The 18,190-nt window shown below is 67.4% G+C and carries 17 protein-coding genes; 12 read left to right on the top strand and 5 right to left on the bottom strand.

The annotated features are described in order from the left end of the window. Positions 1-26: 26 nt before the first annotated feature. Positions 27-389: a YraN family protein gene (locus V2S85_RS01690; RefSeq protein WP_330701138.1), complete on the bottom strand. Its 363-nt coding sequence runs from the start codon at positions 387-389 to the stop codon at positions 27-29. Positions 390-401: 12 nt separating this feature from the next. Further along, the gene (rsmI, locus tag V2S85_RS01695; RefSeq protein WP_330701139.1) at positions 402-1,229 is read right to left on the bottom strand and encodes a 16S rRNA (cytidine(1402)-2'-O)-methyltransferase; all 828 of its coding nucleotides are present in this window, start codon (positions 1,227-1,229) and stop codon (positions 402-404) included. Positions 1,230-1,270: 41 nt separating this feature from the next. Here rsmI and V2S85_RS01700 point away from each other — a divergent pair, with 41 nt between their 5' ends. From V2S85_RS01700 to V2S85_RS01715, 4 genes are all read left to right on the top strand, one after another. Then, positions 1,271-2,458 carry a penicillin-binding protein activator gene (locus tag V2S85_RS01700; protein WP_330701140.1) on the top strand — a complete coding sequence of 396 codons (1,188 nt, stop codon included), beginning with the start codon at positions 1,271-1,273 and terminating at the stop codon, positions 2,456-2,458. A gap of 106 nt (positions 2,459-2,564) precedes the next feature. Next, the gene (parE, locus tag V2S85_RS01705; RefSeq protein ID WP_330701141.1) at positions 2,565-4,574 is read left to right on the top strand and encodes a DNA topoisomerase IV subunit B; all 2,010 of its coding nucleotides are present in this window, start codon (positions 2,565-2,567) and stop codon (positions 4,572-4,574) included. Then, complete coding sequence (locus V2S85_RS01710; protein ID WP_330701142.1) at positions 4,567-5,376, top strand: DUF2059 domain-containing protein; 810 nt, start codon at positions 4,567-4,569, stop codon at positions 5,374-5,376. The genes parE and V2S85_RS01710 overlap by 8 nt, the downstream gene beginning before the upstream one ends. Positions 5,377-5,437: 61 nt before the next feature. Further along, the gene (locus V2S85_RS01715) at positions 5,438-6,766 is read left to right on the top strand and encodes a serine hydrolase (protein ID WP_330701143.1); all 1,329 of its coding nucleotides are present in this window, start codon (positions 5,438-5,440) and stop codon (positions 6,764-6,766) included. Here the strand turns inward: V2S85_RS01715 and V2S85_RS01720 are convergent. Beyond that, positions 6,752-7,933: a glycosyltransferase family 87 protein gene (locus V2S85_RS01720; protein WP_330701144.1), complete on the bottom strand. Its 1,182-nt coding sequence runs from the start codon at positions 7,931-7,933 to the stop codon at positions 6,752-6,754. The two genes, V2S85_RS01715 and V2S85_RS01720, sit on opposite strands and share 15 nt — an antisense overlap. Before the next feature lie 139 nt (positions 7,934-8,072). Between V2S85_RS01720 and V2S85_RS01725 the strand changes: the two genes are divergently transcribed. The 4 genes from V2S85_RS01725 (at position 8,073) to V2S85_RS01740 (ending at position 11,006) form a co-directional block, all read left to right on the top strand. Continuing rightward, entirely contained in the window at positions 8,073-8,918 is an 846-nt protein-coding gene (locus V2S85_RS01725) for a MoxR family ATPase (RefSeq protein WP_330701145.1), read from the top strand. A gap of 1 nt (position 8,919) precedes the next feature. Next, positions 8,920-9,354 carry a GFA family protein gene (locus V2S85_RS01730; RefSeq protein WP_330701146.1) on the top strand — a complete coding sequence of 145 codons (435 nt, stop codon included), beginning with the start codon at positions 8,920-8,922 and terminating at the stop codon, positions 9,352-9,354. A gap of 213 nt (positions 9,355-9,567) precedes the next feature. Next, the gene (locus tag V2S85_RS01735; protein ID WP_330701147.1) at positions 9,568-10,749 is read left to right on the top strand and encodes a vWA domain-containing protein; all 1,182 of its coding nucleotides are present in this window, start codon (positions 9,568-9,570) and stop codon (positions 10,747-10,749) included. Then, positions 10,746-11,006, top strand: a complete 261-nt coding sequence (locus V2S85_RS01740) for a hypothetical protein (protein WP_330701148.1) — start codon at positions 10,746-10,748, stop codon at positions 11,004-11,006. Before V2S85_RS01735 ends, V2S85_RS01740 begins: the two co-directional genes overlap by 4 nt. Before the next feature lie 12 nt (positions 11,007-11,018). Here the strand turns inward: V2S85_RS01740 and V2S85_RS01745 are convergent, their stop codons facing one another. Beyond that, positions 11,019-12,218: a DUF1343 domain-containing protein gene (locus V2S85_RS01745; RefSeq protein ID WP_330701149.1), complete on the bottom strand. Its 1,200-nt coding sequence runs from the start codon at positions 12,216-12,218 to the stop codon at positions 11,019-11,021. Then, positions 12,215-12,751 carry a DOMON-like domain-containing protein gene (locus V2S85_RS01750; protein WP_330701150.1) on the bottom strand — a complete coding sequence of 179 codons (537 nt, stop codon included), beginning with the start codon at positions 12,749-12,751 and terminating at the stop codon, positions 12,215-12,217. Before V2S85_RS01750 ends, V2S85_RS01745 begins: the two co-directional genes overlap by 4 nt. Before the next feature lie 141 nt (positions 12,752-12,892). Here V2S85_RS01750 and tyrS point away from each other — a divergent pair, with 141 nt between their 5' ends. The 4 genes from tyrS to V2S85_RS01770 all read left to right on the top strand — a co-directional run bounded on the left by tyrS (position 12,893) and on the right by V2S85_RS01770 (position 18,190). After that, entirely contained in the window at positions 12,893-14,122 is a 1,230-nt protein-coding gene (gene tyrS, locus V2S85_RS01755; RefSeq protein WP_330701151.1) for a tyrosine--tRNA ligase, read from the top strand. A gap of 110 nt (positions 14,123-14,232) precedes the next feature. Beyond that, the gene (locus tag V2S85_RS01760) at positions 14,233-14,571 is read left to right on the top strand and encodes a PilZ domain-containing protein (RefSeq protein ID WP_330701383.1); all 339 of its coding nucleotides are present in this window, start codon (positions 14,233-14,235) and stop codon (positions 14,569-14,571) included. Between the two features lie 100 nt (positions 14,572-14,671). Continuing rightward, the gene (locus V2S85_RS01765; RefSeq protein ID WP_330701152.1) at positions 14,672-16,852 is read left to right on the top strand and encodes a TonB-dependent receptor; all 2,181 of its coding nucleotides are present in this window, start codon (positions 14,672-14,674) and stop codon (positions 16,850-16,852) included. Between the two features lie 57 nt (positions 16,853-16,909). Beyond that, on the top strand, positions 16,910-18,190 hold the full coding sequence (locus tag V2S85_RS01770) for an MFS transporter (RefSeq protein WP_330701153.1): 1,281 nt from the start codon (positions 16,910-16,912) through the stop codon (positions 18,188-18,190).

Below are 18,190 nucleotides of genomic sequence, written 5' to 3' on the forward strand. Positions count from 1 at the left end.
TAACCCCGAGTTTCAAGCACGCGCACTCAAGATTGCGGCTGCCAGGCGTTGACGATGCGCCGCGGCCAGTTCCCCGGAGCGATCAGGATCACGTCGATCCGCATGTCGTCCCCCGGCCGGGCCAGGCGGGCCGAGACCAGTGCCGCCGCCTCGGCGACGCGGCGCAGGCGATAGGCATCGATCGCCGTGTCCAGTTCCTCGCGCCGGGCCCGCCACTTCACCTCGACGAAGCAGAGCGTGCGCCCGCGCCGGGCGACGAGGTCGATCTCCCCGCGCCGCGTCTTGACCCGCCGCGCGATCACCCGCCAGCCGGTGAGCCACAAGTAGAGCCCGGCCAGCCGTTCGCCGCGCCGTCCGTCCCGTTCCGCGCGCCGCCGCCGATCGCTCACTTCAGCGCCCCCTCACTTCAGCTCGAGCGCCCGCGCATAGAGCGTCTTGCGATCGAGCCCGGTGGCCTTGGCGACGGCGGCGGCGGCCTGCGAGGCCTTGGCCCCTGCCAGCGCCTCGCGCAGCAGGGAATCGACGTCGATCTCGCCCATCGGCTCGTCGCCGGGCGGGGCGATCAGCAGCACGATCTCTCCCTTCGGTGGATGCGCGGCGTAGTGCGCGGCGAGTTCCTGTGGAGAACCGCTGCGGCATTCCTCGAATTTCTTGGTGAGTTCGCGCGCCACCGCCACCTCGCGGCCGGGCAGGACGTGCGCGATCGCCGCCAGCGATGCGTCGAGCCGAGGCGCGGTCTCGTAGAACACCAGCGTGGCGGGCACGCGCGCGAGGTCCGTCAGCACATCCTCGCGCGCCTTGGCCTTGTTGGGCAGGAAGCCGGCGAAGAGGAAGCGGTCGTTCGGCAATCCGGACAGCGTCATCGCCACCACCGCCGCATTCGGTCCCGGCAGGCTGGTGACGGCGATTCCCCGCTCGCGCGCGGTGCGCACCAGGCGATACCCCGGATCGGAGATCAGCGGCGTTCCCGCATCGCTGACGAGCGCCACCGGCTCGGCCTCCATCAGCGCCAGAAGCCGCTCGCGATCGGCCTCTCCGGCGTGGTCGTCGTAGCGGATCAGGCGCTTCTTGAGGCCCAGGTGGTGCAGCAGCTTGCCCGTCACGCGCGTGTCCTCGCAGGCGACCGCACAGGCCCCCCGCAGGGTCTCGACCGCGCGCAAGGTTATGTCGCCCAGGTTGCCAATGGGGGTTGCGACTATGTAAAGCCCCGGCGAAAGAGTGTTTTCCATCGAAGAGACTCATGGCCCATAGACCAAGGGAGCGGCAAGCAATGTTCGACAAATGGGGGATCAGCCGGCTGAATCGCCGCAATCTTCTCGCCGCTGCCGCGATGGCCCTGGTGGCCGGCTGCGCCGTGGTGCCCAAGGCGCCCGTCACCGGTCCGGCGCCGACTCCGACCCCGCCGCCGAGCCAGAGCGACATCCCCGTCGATACCGAGCGCCACCGCGTGGCTCTGCTGGTCCCGGTCACTGGCGGCAATTCGGGCGTCGGCCAGGCGATCGCCAACGCCGCCAACATGGCGCTGCTCGATACCGCCGCGAAGAACCTGCGCGTCACCACGTACGACACCAGCACCAATCCGGCCGAGGCAGCGCGCAAGGCCATCGCCGACGGCAACCAACTGATCCTGGGCCCCCTGCTGGCCGACGACATCCCCGCAGTGTCCGGCATCGCCAAGGCGGCGAAGATCCCGGTCATCTCCTTCTCCAACGACGAACAGGCGGCCAGCCGCGACGTCTTCATCATGGGCAACCTGCCCGGTCAGTCGGTCACCCGCACGATCGATTACGCACGCTCGCAGGGCATCTCGACCTTTGCCGCGCTGGTCCCGCGCGGCGATTACGGCGACCGCACCAGCGCCGCGCTGCTGGCGGCGGTTCGGGGCGGCGGCGGCTCGGTGGTGGCGCTCGAACCCTATGAGCGCAGCGCTGCCTCGATCGCCTCGGCGGCGCAGCGGGTGAAGGCCAAGGGCGGCTTCGACGCGCTGCTGATCGCCGACAGCGGCAGCCTCTCGGTCCGCGCCGCGACCGCCTTCAAGGGCGCCTCCAAGACGACCGGCGTGCGCCTGCTCGGCACCGAGCTGTGGAGCGGCGAGCGCGACGTGACCGCATCCGCCGCGCTTGCGGGTGCGTGGTATTCGACCGTGTCCGACCAGCGCTTCGCCCAGTTCTCCAAGAGCTACCGCGCCCGGTTCGGCAGCCAGCCGTTCCGCATCGCGACGCTGGGCTACGATGCGGTCCTGCTGACCCTGCGCGTCGCGCGTGACTGGAAGCCGGGCACCCGCTTCCCCGTCGATACCCTGCGCGACACCAAGGCCTTCCCGGGCGGTTTCCTCGGCGTCGACGGCGCATTCCGTTTCACCAGGGGCGGACTGATCGAGCGCGCGCTCGAAGTGCGCGAGGTGCAGGCCACGGCGGTGAAGGTCGTCAGCCCGGCGCCGGTGAAGTTCGGAGAGTAACTAAAGACTCGTCATCCCGGCGCATGCCGGGATGACGGCCATCGCCTGCGGATAAAACGCGAACAAGCGCTTGCCGCCGCGATTCCGCGCGTCCTATACTCGGGCCATGTCCGACGACCTCTTCGACAAGCTGCCCGCCGCCAGTGGCGAGGCTTACGACAGTTCCGCGATCGAGGTGCTGGAGGGTCTCGAACCCGTCCGCCGCCGTCCGGGCATGTACATCGGCGGCACCGACGAACGCGCGCTGCACCACCTCGCCGCCGAGATTCTCGACAACGCGATGGACGAGGCCGTCGCCGGCCACGCCAACCGCATCGAGGTGGTGCTGGAGGACGAACCCGGAACCGCGGGCCGCATCACCATCACCGACAACGGCCGCGGCATGCCGGTGGACGAGCATCCCAAGTTCCCCGGCAAGTCGGCGCTGGAGGTCATCCTCTCGATGCTCCACTCGGGCGGCAAGTTCTCGGGGAAAGCCTACGCCACTTCGGGCGGCCTGCACGGCGTGGGCATCTCGGTGGTCAACGCGCTCTCGGTGAAGACGCGCGTGGAAGTGGCCCGCAACAAGGAACTCTACGCGCAGGAATTCTCGCGCGGGGTGACGCTGGGGCCGATCCAGAAGATCGGCGCGGCGCCCAACCGGCGCGGAACCTCGGTCACCTTCACCCCCGATACCGAGATCTTCGGCGACCAGAAGTTCAAGCCCTCGCGCCTGTTCAAGCTGGTCCGCTCCAAGGCCTACCTCTTCGCCGGCGTGGAAATCCGCTGGAAATGTTCGCCTTCCCTTGCGGTGGACGGCGTTCCCGCCGAGGCGACGTTCCAGTTTCCAGGCGGCCTTGCCGACCACCTCGCCGAGCAGATCGGCACCCGCGAGTGCGTGACCACGCAGTTCTTCTCCGGCCGCCAGGACTTCCCGGCGGGAGAGGACGGATCGGAACAGGGCCGCGTCGAATGGGCGATCGCCTGGCCGCTCTACTCGGACGGTTCGTACTCGTGGTATTGCAACACCATCCCGACACCGGATGGCGGCACGCACGAACAGGGCCTGCGCGCCGCGCTGACCAAGGGCATCCGGGCTTTCGCCGACCTCGTCGGGCAGGCCAAGAAGGCCAAGGACATCACGCCGGACGACGTCATCACCGGCAGCGAGATCATGCTCTCGGTGTTCATCCGTGAGCCCCAGTTCCAGAGCCAGACCAAGGATCGCCTCACCTCGCCCGAAGCCGCGCGCATGGTCGAGGCGGCGGTGCGCGATCACTTCGACCACTTCCTCACCGACAACCTCGATCGCGGCAAGGCGTTGCTGGGCTCCGTCATGGAGCGCATGGACGACCGCCTGCGCCGCAAGGCGGAGCGCGAGGTCAAGCGCAAGACCGCCACCAACGCCCGCAAGCTGCGCCTCCCCGGCAAGCTGACCGACTGCTCGGGCGAGGGCAAGGGCGAGACCGAGCTGTTCATCGTCGAGGGCGATTCGGCAGGCGGCTCGGCCAAGCAGGCGCGCGATCGCAAGACGCAGGCGATCCTGCCGATCCGCGGCAAGATCCTCAACGTCGCCAGCGCCACGGCCGACAAGATCCGCGCCAATACGGAAATCGCCGATCTCGGCCTCGCGCTCGGCTGCGGCACCCGCAAGGACTGCAACGCGGACAACCTGCGCTACGACCGCATCGTCATCATGACCGACGCCGACGTCGACGGCGCCCACATCGCCACGCTGCTGATGACGTTCTTCTTCCAGGAGATGCCGGACATCGTGCGGCGCGGGCACCTCTACCTCGCGCAGCCGCCGCTCTACCGCCTGACTTCGGGCGCGACCTCGGCCTATGCGCGCGACGATGCCCACCGGGCGGAGCTGGAAGCGACGAAGTTCAAGGGCAAGAAAGTCGAAGTCGGTCGCTTCAAGGGCCTTGGCGAGATGAACCCCGGCCAGCTGCGCGAGACGACGATGAGCCCGGACACCCGATCGCTGATCCGCATCACCCTGCCGCAGGAGAGCGAGGGCCGCTTCGCCGTCAAGGATCTCGTCGATCGCCTGATGGGCCGCAACCCCGAGCACCGCTTTCACTTCATCCAGAACCGGGCGGGAGATCTCGATCGCGAACTGATCGATGCATAAGCATACCCTGAGGTTCTGCGGGGCGTTCACGCTGGGCCTTGCCGCACTCTGCGCTCAACCGGTGAGGGCAGAGCCGCCATCGACCCCGGCTCCCGTCGCCGATGCCTGGAACGAACTGGCCGAAGTCGTCATCGGGCCCGGCAACATGGACGGCGCCACGCAGGCGATCCTGACAGAACTCGTGGCCCAGATCGCCAAGGGAGAGGATTTCGTGCAGATGGAGGCCGAATATCCCGGCCTCACGGCCGCTTTCGAAGATTCCCTGCGCCCCATCGTCATCGCGGAGGCCAGCGCGATACGCCCACAGTATCGTGACGACCTCGCCCGTCTCTACCGCGAGAACCTGAGCGCCGAGGAAACCCGCGCGGTCATGGTGTTCATGCGGTCCGAAGCGATGGACCGTTTTCGCGCGGAACTGAAGAAAAGCCGCAGCAACCGGGCGGTCGTCCGCGACCTGGCGGCTGAGCAGGAGGTGTCCGTCGCCTCGCTCAAGTCGGACGTCAGCAGTTCGGCGATACAGGCCATGCTGCAGATGGATACGGCGGACATGCAGGCGATCAACGGCTTCTATCGCACGCCGGTCGGCGCGAAGCTCATGGCGCTCAATCCGGCCAAGCTCGCCATCGACGCGAAATGGTCGAACCACATATCGCCCGAGGCCGAGGCACAGATCGCGGCGGCAGTGCTGGACGCCATGGCCGCCCATATCGCGAAGACCGATCCCGAAGTCGCCGAAGCCATCCGCAAGGCGTGGAACGAGGAAAGTCAGTCGCCGGTCGAAGACCTCGCCCGGTCCGATTGACGCCCGGCGCGGCACGCCGCACGCTGGGCGCTTCGATGGGTTGCCGGGCAGGTGAATGGCGATGAAGCGGTGGCGTGGTCTTGCCAGAATGGTGTTTCGTGTCCTTGCCGGGGCGGGGTTGCTGGCTCCGGCCGTTGCCGTGCAGGCGCAGGACGGCGGCGAAGCGGCATTGCGCGCCCGCATCGATCAGGTCGTGGCGATCATGCAGGGCAAGGAACAGCCCTCATCCGCAGCCGTTTTCGACGCGCGGTTCCTCGACGCGGTACCGCCCGAGAAGCTGCATGCCCTGGCCAGCCAGTTGACCACGCAAGGCGGCGCGCTCGAATCCTGGTCCGCCTTCCGGCGCGAGAAGCAAGGATCGGCCACCTTCACATTGCACTTCGCGAACGCTACCGCCCCCGCCCGGATCGAGCTGAACCCCAATCCGCCCGGACTGGTATCGGGCTTTCGCATCTTCGCGCTCGCTCCCAGCGGTGACACGGCCGAGCAGATCGCCGCGCAATTCGCGCAGTTGCCCGGCAAGGCCGGGTTTGCCGTCTACCGGCTCGGCGACGGTGCTCCGCGACTGAGCCACGGCCGCGAGACCGCCACGCCCTTCGCGGTCGGCTCCTCGTTCAAGCTCTACGTCCTCGCGGCGATCGCGCGGCAGGTGAAGGAAGGGCGTCGCCATTGGACCGATATCGTGCCGGTGTCCGGCAAGTCCTTCCCGAGCGGCACGATCCATACCCTGCCCGAAGGGGCGCCGGTGACGCTGCACACGCTCGCCAGCCTGATGATCTCCATCAGCGACAACACCGCCACCGACATTCTCGTGCGCCTCGCCGGACAGGAGGCGCTGGCGCGCGAAGTCAGGCTGGCCGGTCATGCCGATCCGGCCGCGCTCACCCCGATGCTGACGACGGCGCAGCTCTTCGCCCTCAAGCGTGCGCTGACGCATGGTGCGCCGCAGACCGCGGAGCGCTACGTCCATGCTTCGGGTGCCGAGCGCCAGCGCCTGCTGGACGGTCTCGACCTCGCAGCCGTCGCCCATGCCGACCCCGGCGAGGTCTTCGGCCACGGACCGGTCGCCATCGGGGAAATCGAATGGTTCGCCTCTCCGGCCGACCTCGCGGGCGTGATGGACGACCTGCGCCGTCTGGGCAGCCCCGAGGCGCTGGATATCCTCGCGATCAACCCGGCGATGGACGATGCGAGCGCCCGCCTCTGGTCATACCTCGGCTACAAGGGCGGCTCCGAGGACGGCGTGATGAGCATGACCTGGCTGCTGCGCGACAAGGCCGGGCGGTGGAGCGTGGTCACCGGAAGCTGGAACGATCCGAATGCCCCGCTCGACACCGAGCGTTTCGAAACGCTGATGCTGCGTCTGGCGAAAGTGTCAGCCGCGCAGTGATCGCCGCAAGGTTACCGCGAACAGCAGCATGAGGATCGGCGGCGCGATCGGCACTCCCGTCGCCAGCGCCAGCGGGCGGGCGAACGCTGGGGCGGCGAAGGCGAGCAGAACGGCCAGCTTTTCCCAGTCGGCGAAGCCCGTTCGCAGGCCCTGCCCCGTCAGCCACAGCAGCGGGAAGGCCAGCACCGCCATGTCGTAGTCGAGCGCGAAGGGCGTCGCCAGCGGTGCGCCGGCCAGAACGGCCGCGCCGAGCGCCTGCGACCATCCCCGCCGCCATGCCGCCCGGCCCAGCATGGCCGCCACCGCGAGCGAGACGGCGCCCTGGACGGCGTAAGCCACGGTCGTCGCGGCGCCCAGAAGCTTGAGCGCGGCGAAAGGGCTTATCATCTTGGCGTGGTTCACCGCGCCCTGCGTCATCGCCTCCTGCGCCCGGGTGCTGGCCGCCAACCACTGCGGCCAGGCCTCTGCCCCGGACAGAACGGCACCCAGCGCACACAGAACGAGCGCCGAGACCGCCGCGCCAAGGATCGTGCGCCACTGCCCGGTGAGCAGCAGCACCAGCGGCAGCAGCACGCCGAACTGCGGCTTGATCGTCGCGAGCCCGAACAGCACGCCCGCCAGCATCGGCCGCGACCGGACCAGCAGGACGCCGCCGCCCAGCAGCGCCGCGACGAGGAATGCCGTCTGGCCATGCGTGACCACGATCGGCACCGCCGGGAAGGCCGCGAGCAGCAGCCAGGCCGGCGCCGGTCTCCCGGCCTCGCGCCACCACGCCCTGACGCTCGCGACATAGCAGGCGCCGGTCGCCAGCAGCCAGGCCGCCAGCGCCGGAAAGTAGCCGAGCAGGCCCAGCGGCCAGCACAGCGGCAGGAACGAGGGGGGATAGAAGAACGCCGTATAGCCACCCGGCGGCGCGTAATACGTCCGCTGCGCCGCGATGTGCGCGGCCGTGTCATAGACCGCGCCGCCGGCATGGAGCATCCGGCCCACCGTCCAGAAGCTGATGAAATCGCTGCCCAGCAGGAAACCGTTGCGATCGATGCCCCGGTGCGACGTCGCGACCAGAACGATCAGCATGGCGGCGTTGAGCAGCGCCAGCAGGCGCAAGTAGCCGAGGGCGCGCGCGGCGCCCAGCCAGTCCATCCTGCGCAGGAATCGTGCCCCCATGTCCCGTGCTGTGCAACGCCCCGGCGGGGTTGTCCATGCCGGCCGTGCCGCCTGCACGGTGCGCGAGGCAAAGCTATTGCCTTGCCGCACGCGCGAACATAGGGCTTAATCGCATAGTTAAAGCGAGCAGGAAGAGCCGATGCAGCGTTTCGAAGGCACCAGCAACTACGTCGCCACCGATGATCTCAAGGTGGCCGTCAACGCCGCCGTCCTGCTGCGCCGCCCTCTTCTGGTGAAGGGCGAGCCTGGCACCGGCAAGACCGTACTGGCCGAACAGATCGCCGAGGCGCTCGGCGCGCCGCTCATCACCTGGAACGTCAAGTCCACCACCAAGGCCCACCAGGGCCTCTACGAATACGATGCCGTCGCCCGCCTGCGCGATGGCCAACTGGGCGACGAACGCGTCCACGACATCGGCAACTACATCCGCAAGGGCAAGCTGTGGGAGGCGTTCACCGCGCCGCAGCTGCCGGTGCTGCTGATCGACGAGATCGACAAGGCCGACATCGAGTTTCCCAACGACCTCCTCGCCGAACTCGATCGCATGGCCTTCGACGTCTACGAGACCGGCGAACGCGTCGCGGCGGTGGAGCGTCCGATCGTGATCATCACCTCGAACAACGAGAAGGACCTGCCCGACGCCTTCCTGCGCCGCTGCTTCTTCCACTACATCAAGTTCCCCGATCGCGAGACGATGGAGGCGATCGTCGATGTCCACTTCCCCGGCATCCAGAAGGTGCTGGTGAGAAAGGCGATGGAGATCTTCTACGAACTGCGCGAAGTGCCCGGCCTCAAGAAGAAGCCCTCGACCAGCGAATTGCTCGACTGGCTCAAGCTGCTGATGAACGAGGACATGCCGCTCGACGTGCTCCAGAACCGCGACCCCGGCAAGGCGATACCGCCGCTCCACGGGGCGTTGCTCAAGAACGAGCAGGACGTGATGATGTTCGAGCGGCTCGCCTTCATGGCGCGCGGGAACCGCTGAGATGCCGGCGCCCTACCATGGCCGCTGCAACTGCGGCGCCGTCACCGTGGAGATCGCCGCCGAGCCGGCCGCCACGCGCCAGTGCTGGTGCCGCCAGTGCCAGAAGACGGCCGGCGGCGGGCCGACGCACAACGCGATGTTCCCGACCGAAGCGGTGACGATCACCGGGACGCGCGGCGAATTCGTCTACGTCGCCGCCAGTGGCAATACGCTGACGCAGGAGTTCTGCACGTCCTGCGGCAGTCCGGTCCTCGGCCGGTCGAGCGCGCGCCCGCAGTTCCGCACCATCCGCATCGGCATGCTGGAAGGCGATCACGGGGTGAGCCCCGCGATGGCGATCTGGACGGACGACGCGCCGGACTGGGCGGTGATCGATCCCGCGCTGGAACGCTGGCCGCAGCAGCCGCCTGCTCCAGCCCCCGCGCCGCAGGTCTGAGATATGCAGGCCGGCGCGGCATTTTCCTACATAGCGCCAAGCCGATAGGATGCCGCGCATGACGATCCTGCGGCCCTTCTCGAACCTGTCACCTTGCGGTGCGCTGAAAGGTCACGCGGGGTTTATAGAAAATTTCATGAAATCAGTGAATTGCGGGGCTTTTCTCGACGGTTTCGCAGGTCGTTCCGTGTCAACCCGCCGGGAGGCCAGCGCATGTTCCTGAACTTCATCGACGAACTGCGCGCAGCCGGTATCCCGGCCTCGCTCAAGGAGCACCTCGTGCTGCTCGAAGCGCTCGACAAGGACGTGATCGAGCAGACGCCCGAGGCGTTCTACTACCTGAGCCGGGCCACCTTCGTGAAGGACGAGGGCCTGCTCGACCGCTTCGACCAGGTGTTCCAGAAGGTCTTCAAGGGCATCCTCAGCGACTACGGGCAGCAGCCTGTCGATATTCCCGAAGACTGGCTGAAGAAGCTCGCCGAACGCTATTTCTCGGCCGAGGAGATGGAGGCGGTGAAGTCTCTCGGCGACTGGGAAGAGATCATGGAGACGCTGAAGAAGCGGCTCGAAGAACAGCAGAAGCGCCACTCGGGCGGCAACAAGTGGATAGGCACCAACGGCACCTCGCCGTTCGGGCACTCGGGCTACAACCCGGAAGGCGTGCGGATCGGCGGTGAGGGCAAGCAGGGCCGCGCGATCAAGGTCTGGGAGAAGCGCGAGTTCGCCAATCTCGACAACACCCGAGACCTCGGCACGCGCAACATCAAGGTGGCGCTGCGCCGCCTGCGCCGCTTCGCCCGTGAAGGCGCGGCGGAGGAACTCGATCTCGACGCGACGATCGCGGGCACGGCCAAGCAGGGCTGGCTCGACGTGGTCATGCGGCCCGAGCGGCACAATGCGGTGAAGGTGCTGCTGTTCCTCGACGTCGGCGGCTCGATGGACCCGTTCATCCGGCTGGTCGAGGAACTGTTCAGCGCCGCCACCGCGGAATTCAAGAACATGGAGTTCTTCTACTTCCACAACTGCCTCTACGAAGGGGTGTGGAAGGACAACCGCCGCCGCTGGTCGCAGCGCACGCCGACCTGGGACGTGCTTCACAAGTACGGGCACGACTACAAGGTGATCTTCGTCGGCGACGCGGCGATGAGCCCTTACGAGATCAGCCACCCCGGCGGCTCGGTGGAGCACATGAACGAGGAAGCGGGCGCAGTCTGGCTGAACCGCGTGGTGCAGACTTACCCGGCGACGGTATGGCTGAACCCCTCGCCCGAGCGTCAGTGGGGCTATTCAGGCTCCACCCGGATGATCCGCGAGATCATGGGCGGGGCGATGTACCCGCTGACCCTCGACGGCCTGGACGGGGCAATGCGCGAGTTGACCCGCAAGAAGGGGTGACGCTCGCCGCCTGCGTTGCCGCCCAAGGCGCCGCTGCTGACGAAACGAAGCCGCGCCAGTGCGCTTACAAGGTCGAAAGGGCTTCGATGCGTTCGGACACGGCGAAGTTCGAAAGCGGGAAGGACGCGCCGATGCTGCTCAGCGCCGTGGAAAAGCGGGTCGACGGCTGCCCCGTGCTGACCGAAGCCGGCACTGGACGGATGATCGAGCCGCCGGTCTTCGACGGTCGGGACGCGAAACTCGCCCCGGCGCGCTGACGGCTTCGCCGGTCAGTACAGCAGCAGATCCGCCACCTCTGCGCGCCATGCCGCTTCGTCGGCCCCGGCGATCGCTTCGAGATCGGCAGGCGCGGCGACCGGATCGTCCACCCATTCGCGCAGCGCCGGACCGCCGTTGATGACGTCGATGGCGAGGCGCGAGAACTCGTATTCATAGGGGAAGTCGCGCCAGAGCGGATAGTCGGGATAGTGCCGGCGGATCGCCTTGAAGGCCAGCGCCTGCAGTCGCCACGGACGGAACGCGTGATGGTCGTAGAAGGCGCCCTCGGCATGGATCATCAATCCATTGCACAGCGTGCCCGCATGCTTGTGGAAGGTTGGTTCGAACCAGCATTCGCGGATGGCGCAGCCTGCCAGCCATTCGGGCGCGAAGGCTTGCATTTCGGCGAGCACCGCCTTGGCGTCGATGTCCGGTGCGCCGAACAGGACTTCGAGCGGGCGCGTGGTGCCGCGCCCTTCGGAGACGGTCGCGCCCTCGATTATCACTGTCCCGGCATAGGCGCGGGCCATGTTGAGGTTGGCGGCATTGGGGCTGGGGTTGATCCAGATGCGATCCTGCGGCCAGCCGAAGCCGGGTGCCGCCTCGGGCTCCCAGCCCTCCATCGCGATCACGCGGTAATCGACGTTGAGGCCGAAGCGGCGGATGAACCAGTGACCCATCTCGCCCAGGGTCAGGCCGTGGCGCATCGGCATCGGCCCGGCGCCGACGAAGCTCTCCTGCCCCGGCAGCAGCGTGGTGCCCTCGACCGGGCGGCCCGCCGGGTTTGGCCGATCGAGCACCCACACGCTCTTGCCCTGCGCGGCGGCCTCTTCCAGCAGGTAGAGCAGCGTGGTGACGAAGGTATAGATGCGGCAGCCGAGATCCTGCAGGTCGAACAGGAAGACGTCGGCGGTGGACATCATCTGGCCCGTCGGGCGGCGCACCTCGCCGTAGAGGCTGAACACCGGGATGCCGTAAACCGGATCGGTCTCGTCGAGCGTCTCGACCATGTTGTCCTGCTTGTCGCCCTTGAGGCCATGCTGCGGGCCGAAGGCGCTGGTCACGTTGACCCCGGCCGCGATCAGCGCGTCGAGCGAATGGACCAGCCCCTCGGTGACCGAGGCGGGATGGGCGACGAGCGAGACGCGCTTGCCTTCGAGGGGGGCACGCAGGGCGGGGTCTGCCAGCAGGCGGTCGATACCGAATTTCATGGCGCGCTCGGTGCCGCAACCTCCGCCGCGAAGCAAGCGGGATCGTGGAAGTCGGGCGCCTCGCCGCCGTGGATGAGCGACCAGTAGCTTTTCGTGCCGCCCTGCTCCTCGATCACCGCGGTAAAGCCGCAGCGCCAGGGCGCGGCCGGGAGACCGGCGGCGGGGATCGCGGCGTCGAAGATCGCCATGTCGGTGCCCAGGCGCATCGTGCAGTCCGGCTCGCGCGGCATCGCCCGCTCCGCCATGCCCCGGCGCGGACCGGTGAAGTCGTAGACGTTCCAGCGCTCGGAGGGCGAGAGGTTGATCTCGACATAGTCCGGGCCCTCGCCCGCCTGCAGGAACAGCTCGAAGCAGGTGGTCTGCCATAGCCCGTCCGCCCTGCCCTTGCCGGCGAAAGGCGGCACCACCAGCTTTGCCGCACCCATGATCTTCCAGCGCGCGCGCAGCCATGTCGCGTCGTGGCCGATGATCCGCGCTTCGACACTACGGACAGCAAGAGGCGGGTGTGCGGGATGGAAAGCGAGTTCGGGCATGGTTCCTCGCTATGCGCTGGAAGGGCGGTGTGGCAATCCGGTTCTGGTGATATGCGTGCTCGGCCCAGACCGCCCATCGGCGATTTATTTCCCCCCCTCCCCGTGCTAGGCGCGCGCTTCCCTTAAAACGAAGCGGAACCGATGACCTACAATTCGACCCTGCTGCGCCTCCTCGACGAGCGAGGCTACATCCACCAGCTCACCGATGCCGAGGGCCTTGACGCCTACGCCGCGAAGCAGGTGGTGCCGGGGTATATCGGCTTCGACCCGACGGCGCCTTCGCTGCACGTCGGGCACCTCGTCTCGATCATGATGCTGCGCCAGTTGCAGCGCGCCGGGCACAAGCCGATCGTCCTGATGGGCGGCGGCACCGGCAAGATCGGCGACCCCAGCTTCAAGGACGAAGCGCGCAAGCTGCTGACCGAGGATCTCATCAAGGAGAACGTCGCCTCGATCCGCCGCGTCTTCGAGCGCTTCCTGACCTTCGGCGACGGCCCCAGCGACGCGATCATGGTCGACAACGCCGACTGGCTCGACAAGCTGGAATACATCCCGTTCCTGCGCGACATCGGGCAGCACTTCTCGATCAACCGGATGCTCAGCTTCGACTCGGTCAAGCTGCGGCTCGATCGCGAGCAGTCGCTCAGCTTCCTCGAATTCAACTACATGATCCTGCAGGCCTATGACTTCCTGGAACTGTCGCGCAAGGCGGGGTGCCGCCTGCAGATGGGCGGTTCGGACCAGTGGGGCAATATCGTCAACGGCGTCGAACTCTCGCGCCGCGTCGACGGCACGCAGGTCTATGGCCTGACGACGCCGCTGCTCACCAATGCCGACGGCACCAAGATGGGCAAGACGGTCGGCGGCGCGGTGTGGCTGAACGAGGATCAGCTCTCGCACTTCGATTACTGGCAGTTCTGGCGCAACACCGACGACCGCGACGTCGGCAAGCGCCTGCGCCTGTTCACCGACCTGCCGCTGGACGAGATCGAGCGCCTCGAAGCCCTTGAAGGCAACGAAATCAACGCCGCCAAGATCGTCCTCGCCAACGAAGCGACGAAGCTGTGCCGCGGCGAGGAAGCCGCCAAGTCCGCCGAAGCCACCGCGCAGGCGACTTTCGCGGGCGGCGGCATGGGCGGCGACCTGCCGACGATCGAAGTCGGCGCCGATGGCATCCGCCTCGGCGCGGCTTGCGTGGAACTCGGCTTCGTCGCCTCCAACGGCGAGGCCAAGCGCAAGATCGCCGAGAATGCGGTGCGGCTCGACGACGTGGCGGTGGACGATCCGGCGCTCCTCGTCACCGTTCCGGCGGGGACCAGCCGCAAGCTCAGCCTCGGCAAGAAGAAGCACGGCATTCTCAAGGGCATCTGAATGCGTTTCCGCCGGTCCCTGCTGCCTCGGGACCGGCGGAATTAACCGGTTGTTTGCCATTTGGGACTATTGTTCCCGGCACGATCAAGAACAGAGGCATGAAAACGACGATGAGTTCGGGAGCCCAGCTCACTGTGACCGACAAGCGGCGCGCCGCGCGTCACCCGGTCGATTTCACTGTGATCGCCGAGCACCGCCAGCTTGGCGACCTCAGCCTGCACATCGTCAACGTTTCCGCGCAAGGGTTCATGGTCGACAGCGAAATGGAGCTGGAGCGCGGCGAACGGCTCGTCATGCGCCTGCCGGTGGTGGGCCGGATCGAGGCGCACATGATCTGGACCCACGAAGGCCGCGCCGGATTCCAGTTCGAACGCATCATCCGCATCGACGATTTCCTCAAGCTCGTCGACACGCTGCAGCCCAATCCGCGCTTGCGCCCCCGCCGCTGAAACCGGATTTCATTTCAGTGTATTTCTGAAAGAAGACAATTCATATCCGCTGCAGTGCAGCATATTGATACATTATAACATCACCATTAGCGATAACGGCATGAGCAACAGGCCCTCCCGAATCGCCTTGCTGGCCGCCGCCGCCAGCCTACTTCCCACCACCGCCCTGATCGCCAGCCCGGCCTGCGCGCAGGATGACGATGCGAACGCCTCCCCTCGTGGTTCTGCCGACAGGAGCGCCCATGCGCCCGCCCACCACGATGACGACGCCGGCAAGGATATCGTCGTTGTCGGCCATCCGCCGACGGACTACGGGTTGCTCGCGGCGACCGCCAGCGTCTCGGGCGACACCCTCGTCGCGCAGACGCGGGGGCAGATCGGCGAAATCCTCAATTCGCTTCCCGGCGTATCCTCGACCAGCTTCTCGCCCGGCGCCTCGCGCCCGGTCCTGCGCGGCTTCAGCGGCGACCGGGTGAGCGTCCTGACCGACGGCATCGGCTCGCTCGACGCCTCCAACGTCTCGGTCGATCATGCCGTGGTCTTCGACCCACTGACGGTCGATCACATCGACGTCTTCCACGGGCCTTCCGTGCTGCTCTACGGCGGCAATGCGATCGGCGGCGCGGTCAACGCCATCGACAAGCGCATCCCGCGCCAGGTGCCCGAGCGGATCACCGCGACCGGCATCGGCAGCTACGCCACCGCCGCCGACGAGCGTGCGCTGAGCGGCGCGATCGACGCGCCGCTGGGCGACCGCTTCGTCGCCCACGTCGATGCCTCCTGGCGCAAGGCCGACGACCTCAGGGTAGGCGGCAGCGTCTATTCCCCGGCGCTGCAGGGTGACATGCTTCACGCCGCCGAGCACTTGCGCGAAGATGGTGAGGAAACCGAAGCCGCCGAACTCGAGACCGAGGCCGGCCGCAGGAACCGCCTGCCGAACTCCGCCGCACGCACCAAGACGATCGGCGCCGGCCTTGCCTTCATCGATGCCGGCGGCAGCCTCGGCATTTCCTACCAGCACTATGACACGAAGTACGGCGTCCCTTCGCGCCCCGAGACCGGCCATGGTCACGAGGAGGAAGAGGAAGGCGAGGAACACGCCCATGAGCATGGCGACGTCACCATCGGCCTCAAGCAGAATCGCTTCGACCTGCGAGGCGAACTCAAGCTCTCGGGCCTGTTCGACAGCGTGCAAGTGCGCGGCGCCTATGCCGATTACGAGCACACCGAGTTCGAGGGCGACGAGGTCGGCACCGTGTTCGAGGGCGAGGGCCTGGAAACCCGCCTCGACCTCGTCCAGGCCGACAATGGCGGCTGGCGCGGGCGCAGCGGCGTGCAGTACCTGTGGCGCAGCCTGACCGTCACCGGCCCCGAGGCGGTCGTTCCCGACTACGAGATCGAACGCTTCGGCGTGTTCACGCTGCAGTCGCTCGATCTCGGCGCGGGCTTCACGCTCGATGCCTCCGGCCGCTATGACACCTCGCACGTCCAGTCGCGCGGAAGCGATTTCGACAAGCGGTTCGACTTGTGGTCGGGCGCGGTGGGCGCGAGCTGGAAGTCGGGCACCGGCTTCAGCCTCGGCACCAACTTCGTCCACGGCGAACGCGCGCCCTCGCCAGAGGAATTGCTGAGCGACGGCATCCACATCGCCACCCAGTCCTACGAACTGGGCGACAGCACCCTCGGCAAGGAGAAGAGCAACGGCTTCGAGGCGTACCTGCGCTACAATACGCCGAAGTTCGACTTCGCGCTGACCGGCTATCTCACCGACTTCGACAACTACATCGCCCCCCTCGCCACCGGCGCCGAGCAGGAGGAACAGCCGGTCTACCAGTACACCGGCGTCGAGGCGCGCTTCACGGGCTTCGAGGCTTCGGGCAGCTTCCAGGCGGCGGCCTGGGACAGCGGCGAACTGCGCTTCGACGCCGCCGCCGATTACACCCGTGCCCAGATCAAGGGTTATGGCCCGGTCCCGCGCATCCCGCCGCTGCGCGTGCGCGGCGGCAGCGCCGTCACCCTCGGCCCGGTGCGCGTGCGCGGCGAAGTCGAGTGGAACGCCGAGCAGGACCGCGTCGGCGACTACGAGAACCCAACCGCTTCCTTCACCCTCGTCAATCTCAGTGCCGACTGGCACCCGCTGGGCGATGACGGCCCGGTCACGCTGATGCTCGCGGCCAACAACCTGTTCGACGTGATCGGACGCCGCGCCGCCTCGTTCACCAGCGACTTCGTGCCGATCGCCGGCCGCGACGTGCGCGTCACCGCCAAGTTCACGTATTAAGAAAATCAAGCCAACCATCACTTGGCAACGGGGGACCACGCTGCCATTCAGCACCGCGTGAGTCTCCCCCATCCTTCTTCCGACAGCGGGCCGTCCTCCCCGCTCCAGATCGCCGACTACCGCAAGTTCTGGCTTGCCCGCTTCTTCGCGGTACTGGCGACGACCGGCACCGTCGTCATCATCGGCTACCAGCTCTACGACGTCGCCCGCACCGACTATCAGATGTCGATCACCCAGGCCTCGTTCCAGCTCGGCCTGCTTGGCTTCGCGCAGTTCCTGCCGGTGTTCCTGCTGACTCCGGTGGCCGGTGTCGTCGCTGACCGGTTCGACCGGCGCAAGGTGGCCGGAATCGCCGCGCTGCTCGACATGTGCGTCGCCCTTGGCCTCGGCATCGTCACGACGCTGGAGGTGCGCAGCCTGCCGGTGCTCTACGCCTTCGCGGTGATGCACGGCATGGTGCGCGTCTTCATCAGCCCCGCGATGTCGGCGATCGCGCCCAACATCGTGCCGCCCAAGCTGATCCCGCGCGCGATCGGTTTCAACTCGATCGCGATGCAGGCCGGCACGATCATCGGCCCGGCGGCCTACGGATTCCTGTTCGCCGCCCACCATGCCCTGCCCTACTGGTGCTCGGCGCTGTTCACGCTCGGCGCCTCGGTCTCCATCCAGGCGATCCGCCACTTGCCGGAAATCCCGCGTGATCCCGCCAAGGCGCACCCGATCCGCCAGATCGTCGACGGCTTCAGGTTCGTCTGGGGAGAGCGCTTCCTGTTCGGCTGCATCACGCTCGACCTCTTCGCGGTGCTGCTCGGCGGCGCGACCGCGCTGATGCCGGTCTTCGCGCGCGACCTGCTGCACGTCGGTCCCGAGGGGCTGGGCCAGATGCGCGCGGCAGCGGCAGCAGGCGCGGCGGTGGTGGCGCTGTGGCTCTCGTTTCGTCCGCTTGCCAGCAACGTCGGGGTCAAGATGCTGGCCGCCGTCGTCGCTTATGGCGCGGCGACCATCGGCTTCGGCCTCTCGCGCCACTTCCTCCTCTCGCTCGCCTTCCTCGCGTGCCTTGGCGCCGCCGACATGATCTCTGTGTTCATCCGCAGCTCGCTCGTGCAGCTGCGCACGCCTGATACCGTGCGCGGCCGCGTCTCCGCGATTTCCGGTCTCGCCGTCTCGGCCTCGAACGAACTGGGCGAGTTCCAGTCCGGCTTCGCCGCCGCCCTTCTCGGCGCTACCGGAGCAGTTGTCTTCGGCGGCAGCGCTGCCATAGTCATCACCCTTGCCTGGGCCTGGCTGTTCCCGGAACTGCGCCGTGCCCGTACCTTCGAAGCCCGTTGGGAGCAGTAA

Source organism: Novosphingobium resinovorum (assembly GCF_036352595.1).
In the GTDB taxonomy this organism is placed as follows: domain Bacteria; phylum Pseudomonadota; class Alphaproteobacteria; order Sphingomonadales; family Sphingomonadaceae; genus Novosphingobium; species Novosphingobium resinovorum_B.